Origin of the sequence: Chamaesiphon sp. OTE_8_metabat_110 (genome assembly GCF_031382685.1) — a bacterium.
Classification (GTDB): domain Bacteria; phylum Cyanobacteriota; class Cyanobacteriia; order Cyanobacteriales; family Chamaesiphonaceae; genus Chamaesiphon.
This window is the reverse complement of the sequence record NZ_JANMZA010000005.1, coordinates 1-7641: the sequence shown is the minus strand read 5'-3', so window position 1 is coordinate 7641 and position 7641 is coordinate 1. Positions and strand designations below refer to the sequence as shown.

Annotated in this window: 8 protein-coding genes and 1 tRNA gene; 6 read left to right on the top strand and 3 right to left on the bottom strand. The window is 47.0% G+C overall.

Annotated elements, in window-relative coordinates:
* Nucleotides 1-360 precede the first annotated feature (360 nt).
* Nucleotides 361-432: transfer RNA gene (locus tag RMO52_RS00160), tRNA-Lys, on the bottom strand.
* Nucleotides 433-498: 66 nt separating this feature from the next.
* Complete coding sequence (locus RMO52_RS00155) at nt 499-1368, bottom strand: aldose epimerase (RefSeq protein WP_310409937.1); 870 nt, start codon at nt 1366-1368, stop codon at nt 499-501.
* Nucleotides 1369-1836: 468 nt separating this feature from the next.
* Here RMO52_RS00155 and RMO52_RS00150 point away from each other — a divergent pair, with 468 nt between their 5' ends.
* From RMO52_RS00150 to RMO52_RS00130, 5 genes are all read left to right on the top strand, one after another.
* Nucleotides 1837-2139 carry a DUF6679 family protein gene (locus tag RMO52_RS00150; protein ID WP_309742628.1) on the top strand — a complete coding sequence of 101 codons (303 nt, stop codon included), beginning with the start codon at nt 1837-1839 and terminating at the stop codon, nt 2137-2139.
* A gap of 495 nt (nt 2140-2634) precedes the next feature.
* Nucleotides 2635-3978, top strand: coding sequence for a hypothetical protein (locus RMO52_RS00145; protein WP_310409935.1), 1344 nt, complete (start codon nt 2635-2637; stop codon nt 3976-3978).
* Nucleotides 3979-4117: 139 nt separating this feature from the next.
* On the top strand, nt 4118-4390 hold the full coding sequence (locus RMO52_RS00140; protein ID WP_309742632.1) for a GlsB/YeaQ/YmgE family stress response membrane protein: 273 nt from the start codon (nt 4118-4120) through the stop codon (nt 4388-4390).
* 461 nt (nt 4391-4851) lie between these two features.
* Nucleotides 4852-5220 carry a hypothetical protein gene (locus tag RMO52_RS00135; RefSeq protein WP_310409933.1) on the top strand — a complete coding sequence of 123 codons (369 nt, stop codon included), beginning with the start codon at nt 4852-4854 and terminating at the stop codon, nt 5218-5220.
* Between the two features lie 182 nt (nt 5221-5402).
* Complete coding sequence (locus RMO52_RS00130) at nt 5403-5750, top strand: hypothetical protein (RefSeq protein WP_309742638.1); 348 nt, start codon at nt 5403-5405, stop codon at nt 5748-5750.
* 272 nt (nt 5751-6022) lie between these two features.
* Here the strand turns inward: RMO52_RS00130 and RMO52_RS00125 are convergent, their stop codons facing one another.
* Nucleotides 6023-6802, bottom strand: a complete 780-nt coding sequence (locus tag RMO52_RS00125; RefSeq protein ID WP_310409931.1) for a sigma-70 family RNA polymerase sigma factor — start codon at nt 6800-6802, stop codon at nt 6023-6025.
* A 594-nt stretch (nt 6803-7396) separates the two neighbouring features.
* Between RMO52_RS00125 and secE the strand changes: the two genes are divergently transcribed.
* On the top strand, nt 7397-7636 hold the full coding sequence (gene secE / locus RMO52_RS00120) for a preprotein translocase subunit SecE (protein WP_310409929.1): 240 nt from the start codon (nt 7397-7399) through the stop codon (nt 7634-7636).
* The last annotated feature ends 5 nt before the right edge of the window (nt 7637-7641 follow it).

Here is a 7641-nt window from a genome sequence, read left to right as displayed (position 1 = left end):
TCACAGATATTTGGTAAAGTATCCTTAGTTAAAAAAAGATCGTTAAATTGCCGATCTGCCTTCGGAACGCTTTTGCCAACGAGGAGCGATCGCATATTGCGGCGTTTTTATTCGGGGGTTCCCCCCGAATAAAAACGCCGCAATATTCGATCGCTCCTCGTTGGCAAAAGCGTTCCGAAGACAGATCGGCAATTTAACGATCTTTTTTTAACTAAGGATACTTTACCAAATATCTGTGAGTATCGATACTCCTTTGGCAATAAAATTAGTCACCGCTGCCGGAATTAATGTCCGCTCAAATACAACAAAGCGATCGAGTCAGCCTCATTGCCAAATTCGATCGCTATTTAGTTGGTTACATGGGACGCCCGAGGGTCGAACTCGGGGCCAGTCGGTTAAAAGCCGAATGCTCTACCACTGAGCTAGCGTCCCTTACGGCCCGATTGAATCAGACCTTTACTAAGATAACACGGACTTTTAATTTAGCGCAAGTTTTATTTAGGCAAATTTGGCACTAAAGGTAATTTTGCAGTTTAAAGTCTCGCCTGGAGCTACATGTAGCAGATCCTTTCCTGTGTTCAAACTGTTGCGAGGAGCCGTCCATGGCTCTAGACAATAAAAATCTTTATCAGCCACCGTCCAAAAGACGACAGTCCGGTAATTCGGACTCGATGCCATCGTGAGGGTGAGTTGTTGTCCGGCATCCCGAACGGTGGCGACGTTTGCCTTGACATCGGTAAAAGCCGCGTCAATTTCCGCTTGACTAAAATCAAACTTGCCCGCGAAGCCATGAGTCTCACCTGTCTGCTTTTCTTGATAGCTATCGGCGGGAATCTCAAATGTCAGCCGATCTTTGGCGGGAGTGGCAAAGTAGGGGTGTAGTCCCGTGCTAAAAGGCATCGGCGTCGCGGACTTGTTGGTATAAGTCTGGTCGATAATCAGATCGCCCCCAGCAAGACGGTAGGTAAAGCTGACGCTAAAATCAAAGGGGTACACTTGGCGAGTCTGGTCATTGCTCTCCAATACCACTGTCAAGCTAGCATCGGTATCGGTAGATTGGCTGACTACTTGCCAGGGTAATTCGCGGGCGAAGCCATGTTGCTTGAGTGCGTACTGCTTGTCACCAATCGAGTAAGTATTGTCTGGTAAGTTGCCGCAAATGGGAAATAAAATCGGGATCCCCCCACGGACGCTCAATTTGGGATCGGTAAACCGCTCGGCATCTAAGTACAGTAACTCACGATCGCCCACCCGCCAACTGGTGGCAATGCCACCGCGATCGGGAAAAACCGTCAGCGAACTCTGGCTGCGTGTATCATTCAAGACATAAATTGGCTCGATCTGGGACTGTTTGGTGACAGTAAACATCTAATTTTAGGGGATAGTTAGGACTGAGTTGTTGCTAGGCATAGACTTGAGCTGCTGCTTGCGCCAATCCTCGCATTGTTAGCTATTATGCTCGATTTGTTAAGCAAACCGACGAGTAAACGGGTATCATAGTTATATAGGCTACACGATCGCTGTTAGCAAAATATCGATCGAGTAATTCAAAGCCCCTGTAGTCAGGCGACATCTCATTATTAGTAATGACATCGAATCTTAGACCCGATCGTTATCATTTCATCAAGGGCTATCGCCATTGGCGTTACGTCTCTAATGGAGAATCGACCAGTGCAATCTTCAAATCTTGGGTGGATGGTCACATTAAGTTCCTCAACTAAACCGACTGCATCTAGTTAACTTTGGGAAAGCTAATCTAGCTATACATACTCAACTAGTAGTAAGACTAGATTTCCACTTCCAGCGCCAGATTTATTTGTTTAGGAGAGTTCAAATATGTTACATCGCAAGATTTATCAAATGTGCGAAGATGGTCGGGAAGTGTGTATTTTCCTGCGAGATCAACAACGGTGGATCGAACGTGCGCGCATCACCGACATCGAAGGCGACCTAGTTACCATCCGCTATGAGACTGACGAAGAAGATGAAGTCTCATCCTGGGAAGAAATGGTGCGACTCGAAAGCATTGCTTCGATCAGTCAGAAACTAGCCTCCGTCTATCGTGGGAACGCTGAGCCACTGGTTTCCGATGACTGTCATGAATTAGAGCAAATCCGTCCAGCGACTCCAGAAGAGTAATCGCCATCCAGGAGCCAGCGGCTAAGCCGCTGGCTCCTAATTATTAGCTGAGGTCTGGAAAGGTTTTTTGATATGGCTCGTAGATCTAAATCCCTCCTAACCCCCCTTAAAAAGGGGAGAACCAGATCCGGAAGTCCCCCTTGAAAAGGGGGATTTAGCGGCTCGGTATGGGCGGGGTTCCCCCGCACATAAAAGCGGCGTTTTTATTTGGGGGTTCCCCCCGAATAAAAAAACGACAAGACAGCGAGACAAGACAGGGGGACTCCCACCAATTTCGATTCTCACTAGAGATGTGTATACACCGTAGCCTTAACAAGGGGGATAGGAGGGATTTCTAGGGTTTATGCTTAAAAGAATTGACTTTCCAGATTTCCTCTTAGCTGAAATCGGGATTTAAAACCTTAGTGCGTTGCTGAACCCGAAGATGCAATTATATTATAAAAAGGGGGTAGCAACAAGTAGAGAATTGTCCCCATCTTTTATAATAAAAATCCTATGTTCGACCCTTTATTTGCGCGCGCTGGTGTCCTCTGGGCGTTAATTATTGAGTTTATTCAGACAGATCGCGGCAGTATCGCCAGTGCCTTAGAAAGCTATACTGACAGAAAATTGCGCCGCCATCCACAGTTAGATTCAGGACAACAAAAACTCCTCCTGCATCGCTTTGCGATCGAGGGTGAAGTAGATGGCAAAACACCACTAGAATTATTTCTTGCCAGTCGGACGGACTTAAGCCTTGCAGATCGGCAGCTCATCGGCAGTTGGCGGCGGAGCTTCGTTGGGTTATTATCGATCGTCCAAATCTTCCCTAATGGTTTGGAAGTGATGAATTGGGTGACGGCGCGGCATTACCGGATTCAATTTACAGATCTGGAGTCTCAAGCGGCGATGAGCCGACTTAAAGAGGGCGAAGTGATTGTCGCACAGATCGCGCAGATCGTCGGTATTGACTGGGCAATTTTAGCTCCCTGGGTGACTTTGGGCAGATTGGGACGACCGAAACTGGCAGTAGCTGTCGGAGCTTTTCGGCAAAATTATCCTCACTATCTCTACAGCGATGCACCAGCAGAATTAGCTGCTGCTTGGGAATCTGTAGCAGTTTATCACGATCGCTTTGTCGAATTTTTTGGTGCTGATGAAGTTACCCTCCCCGGCGCACAATTGCAAAAACGGATCGGTGAATTCCAAGATTGGCTGCTGGAGAAACAATTAGATGCCGCCGGGATCGATAAGTCTAAATCGCTCTCCGAGCTAGCTCTAGAGGCTGGCGTTGATGCCGAAGATGTCCAAGCTCTCACCAGCACTCTCGGCATCCCCGAACCCATCCCCGAACCCAGTGCTGCACCAGCGCCAACTGCCAAGCCTAACAAAATGGTAGCACCCAAAGTCGAACTGCCACCGCAGTTACGCTCGGCTGCTGCTGTGACCGCGCTCAGCCATCATTACTGGGGACAAATGTTTTTAGTGGATTACCCCCGACTAAAAACGCTGCTAGAACTAGATCGTTCCCAATACCTACCTGCCGATCTCAACTTCTTTCGCAAATGCCTAGCCGAGCCGCTACTGAACGCCGCAGTGTGGCGGCGGCTGGCATCAGAATTTCCGCACCAGCTCCAAATAGCGATCGCCCAAACGCTCGAACAGCCAGAGTTTGAATTATCAACACTCGATTCGGTACTAACTAAATACAACAAACCGCTAGAGCCAGATCTGCCCGATCTTGCCAGCGTTCCCATCCATTTGCACGAACTGTTTCAAGCCGCAGTTCGCGAAGTCAGCAAAGATAAAGTTAAATCTAAGTCGCAACCTAAAAAGGGCGGATTTGGCGCAAAAAGTTAAGAATCGATCGACCACTCAGAGTCTAACTAAGCGATCGGCTAAACTAGGGGAATCCGAACTTCAAAGTAGGTTCAAGCTGTAAATTAAATCGGTAAAATTAAAGCATCTACCTAAACATTAGCGATGGAGAGTTGAATTTATGTTAAATGTTCTAATTTGGGCAGTACTCGGTCTAGTTGCTGGGGCGATCGCTAAGATGATTTATCCGGGAACTCAAGGTGGCGGCATACTTGCGACGATCGCTCTCGGGATTACTGGTGCATTTGTTGGGGGGTTTCTGCATACCTTTATAACGACTGGCAGATTGGCTTTGGCGGCAACTGGTGGCTTCTCACTTTATTCAGTTATTTTTGCCGTATTAGGCTCGCTTGTGGTGATCTTTTTATGGGGATTGGTTACTAGAAATGCTTAGTAAATAGTACCATTTGCCTATAATCTTCCGCTCGTTCCTCGCCACAACAATCGGCTCGTCAAAATTCACCTATTAGAGCCGATCGCTTGTGGCAGTTACAGTTAGGTTTTCGTCCGATGACTTGTAAAATTTACTGAGTCGGTGGAGATATCTAGATTTAGCATCAAGTGGCAGTTGCGAGTACGATCGTTAAACTCACCCGCTCGCTCGGGTAAGCTCAGCCACAATCACGTTGACTTGGCATGCGGTCGATCGCGCTCTGTGCTTGAAATTTTGAGCGCGGGGATTTTTTTACTGTTCGGGTCAGCGTACACAGTAACTAAATATTCCTGATAAACTATATGGATATGAAACATTTTTCTCAACCGCAGGTGCGATCGACTCAGGCAACTGCTGGCCGCGAAAGTCAGCGATCGCGAGAAAGCAACAGATCGGCTTCAACCGCAACGGAGCTACCTTGAGTGAATAATAATAGTACTAATGTATTTCAATTCAATCTACCGCGATTTCAATCCTGGCTGACAATTGTCGCAGTCTGCCTACTGTTGGGCAGTGTTGGATTGGGATGGGTGGTAAAATCAGCACTGATTGTGGTGGGATTGGCGATTGCCACCCCCGTTATCGGCTTTTTAGGCTTTTTCTGGTGGTTGCGCCGCAGTATCGTTCAAGCTCAATGCCCGGTATGTAGTTATCAACTGCAAGGCATCGATGGCAATGAGATTCAGTGCAGCAACTGCGGTGAAGTACTCAAAGTAGAGCGGGGGCAATTGCTCAGAGAGACCCCACCAGACACGATCGACGTTGTTGCTGTCGAAGTCATCTCCGAATAGGCAGCGGCGAGCGAATTGTCAACCAGTCTCGGTACATCGATCGCGATCTTCAGCTCATTTTCGTAGCGTCGGTATCGGAAATAGCGAGCGACCGTCACCGATAATCTAACTCTAGAATTTATTAGCATAGGGTAAAGACAACAACTCTGCCCGTCTATCCCCTCAACCTCAATTTTCAGCGCATGACTACCCCAGAATCCCAAGATTGGCAAACCCGCATCCGCAATCTCAAGAGCAATTTCGATCGCGCTACAGGATCGGAATCCGAACATCTCAACCAAATTGACGTTGATGCTTCTAGCTTCGGTTTCGATACACTTCAGGGCAGCTATCGACAATTTCTGAACTGGTTTAATGGGATTCCTTCTAGTGGTAAGCTACTGGCGATCGCAGGTGGTGGATTATTGAGCTTGACGCTGATTAAAACCGTTTTCCAACTCATCACGTCGCTAATAACGCTGTCTGTATTTGGCATTATTTTATACTTGGTTTACCGTTTTTTGATTTTACCCAAGGGTAGCGATCTCTAGCAGCCTAGGTTGACAGAATAACTCCATCCCAGTTCGCTAAGCCGATTTTCGATCCGAGATGAGCAAAAAAAAGTGAGGAGCAATCCTCACTCTAAAATTTTGGTTCCTGAATTAAATAGACTTCCTGCCAAAGATCGTGGACGGTGCTTGGAGGGAAACCCTGTTCCCTCCCCAACTTCGCTGTAGTTTCTCCTAAAGCCCAAAGTCTAAAGCCTAACTTCCGCAGAAGGCATTAACCTAGAGTTGGGTCAATTACCTCATGCGGCGAGTAATTAGCTCATTACAGCCTCTTCTGGTTGCAGTAGCGTAGACAATTGCTTAACGCCGCGTTGGAGGTGACGAGTGACAGTCATGGGACTAACGCCAATTCTTTTGGCAGCTTCTTTGCGAGGTAATCCCTTGATATAGACAAATTCGATCGCTTGCTTCGTCTTGGATTCGAGTTCGCCAATCGCCCCTTCTAATTGCTGACGTTCTTCTTCGAGGTATTGACGCTGCTGTTCGCGAGTATCTGGTAAGCTGTCGCCCAAAGTCACTGGGCAATCGAGCATTTGTCCCACAGTTGCATCCAAACTTAGTGCTTGACGATTGTGTTCTGCGGCTTGAGTCTCTCTCCATTCGTTCACTGAGACATTCAATACAGCGGCAATTTCTTCATCCCGAACTTTTCTACCTAATTTAGCAGTCAACTGTTGACGAACTTTTTCACCTTCTTTTTGGAGTTCTTGCCAACGACGTGGAATCTTGAGGACGCTGCTCTTATCGCGGAGGAAGTGGAGGACTTCACCTCTAATGTAGGGAACGGCGAAAGAGCTAAAAGCACAGCCTTGATGGGGATTGAAGCGTTCGATGGCGCGAATCAAACCTAAGTAACCAATCTGTTCCAAATCTTGATAGGGTTCTGCACATTGACGACCGATCCGGTGGGCGATTTGTCTGACTAACCCGGCATTCAGTAATACTAATTGATTGCGAACTCGAATACTGGGCTGTTGATAATACTTCATCAACAAGGAAATCGATTCAGAATGAGCGGAAACCTGAGTAGCCATCGTTTGAGCAACCTTAGATTAAAGATAGATGCTGTTCGATCGATGCTATTTGCGATCTAGACGATCGAAATGGGCATAATCACAACAGGGAGTGCGGACGGGGATGGAATCGCGAGAGAATCAAGCTGCGGTTTGGATGCCGTGGTTTTGTTTTCTCTACTGCTACATTGTTCTCTACACCACCCAGTTCCCAACAGCGTCGATCCACGGAAATACTGTGGGGTACTATTTTGCTAAGTACGTGGATTTACCTACAGATAGGCACTACATCGTAGGTGCAGCAACAATAACTCGAGATCGCCACTCACCCAACTTTTGCCGCTACAAGATCTGAATTTACGAACATCGCAGTGACTCTCGACACAGTTAGTACTTATTTTGCTTGCCTCAGTAACCTGCTCGATCGAGACCTAATTCAACGTGAGTTCGGTTTAAGGATATTGGCTTCGTTTAGGCACCGCACTCGATTTCAATCTCTAGGCTCTTCTTATGACAAACTGACGTTAATTTACCCGAGCAAGAGGTAAAAATTTCAGGTAAACTAGTAATCTGTCAACCTTACATCCTCTAATCTTTGCAGAGGAGCCAAAGACTATGGTCAAAAAAATCGAACCGCCAAAAACCGAGCCAGTAATTGCCGAACCCAAAGCTGGTTTTAACCCGGTTCAACTCGTTCAAGATAGTAACGCCGAACTCTCTAAAGTAATTTGGCCCACCCGTCAAAACCTGATTAGTGAATCTATTGCCGTAATTGCGATGGTAACTTTATCGGCAACCACGATTTATCTAGTCAACAATTTGTTTAGTTGGGCTGCTGGCAAGGTGTTTGTATGAATTCC

What these genes read in the sequence shown, in the direction of transcription:
- RMO52_RS00155 (WP_310409937.1), bottom strand. Translation starts at nt 1,368, where the DNA reads ATGTTTACTGTCACCAAACAGTCCCAGATCGAGCCAATTTATGTCTTG.
- RMO52_RS00150 (WP_309742628.1), top strand. Translation starts at nt 1,837, where the DNA reads ATGTTACATCGCAAGATTTATCAAATGTGCGAAGATGGTCGGGAAGTG.
- RMO52_RS00145 (WP_310409935.1), top strand. Translation starts at nt 2,635, where the DNA reads ATGTTCGACCCTTTATTTGCGCGCGCTGGTGTCCTCTGGGCGTTAATT.
- RMO52_RS00140 (WP_309742632.1), top strand. Translation starts at nt 4,118, where the DNA reads ATGTTAAATGTTCTAATTTGGGCAGTACTCGGTCTAGTTGCTGGGGCG.
- RMO52_RS00130 (WP_309742638.1), top strand. Translation starts at nt 5,403, where the DNA reads ATGACTACCCCAGAATCCCAAGATTGGCAAACCCGCATCCGCAATCTC.
- RMO52_RS00125 (WP_310409931.1), bottom strand. Translation starts at nt 6,802, where the DNA reads ATGGCTACTCAGGTTTCCGCTCATTCTGAATCGATTTCCTTGTTGATG.
- secE (WP_310409929.1), top strand. Translation starts at nt 7,397, where the DNA reads ATGGTCAAAAAAATCGAACCGCCAAAAACCGAGCCAGTAATTGCCGAA.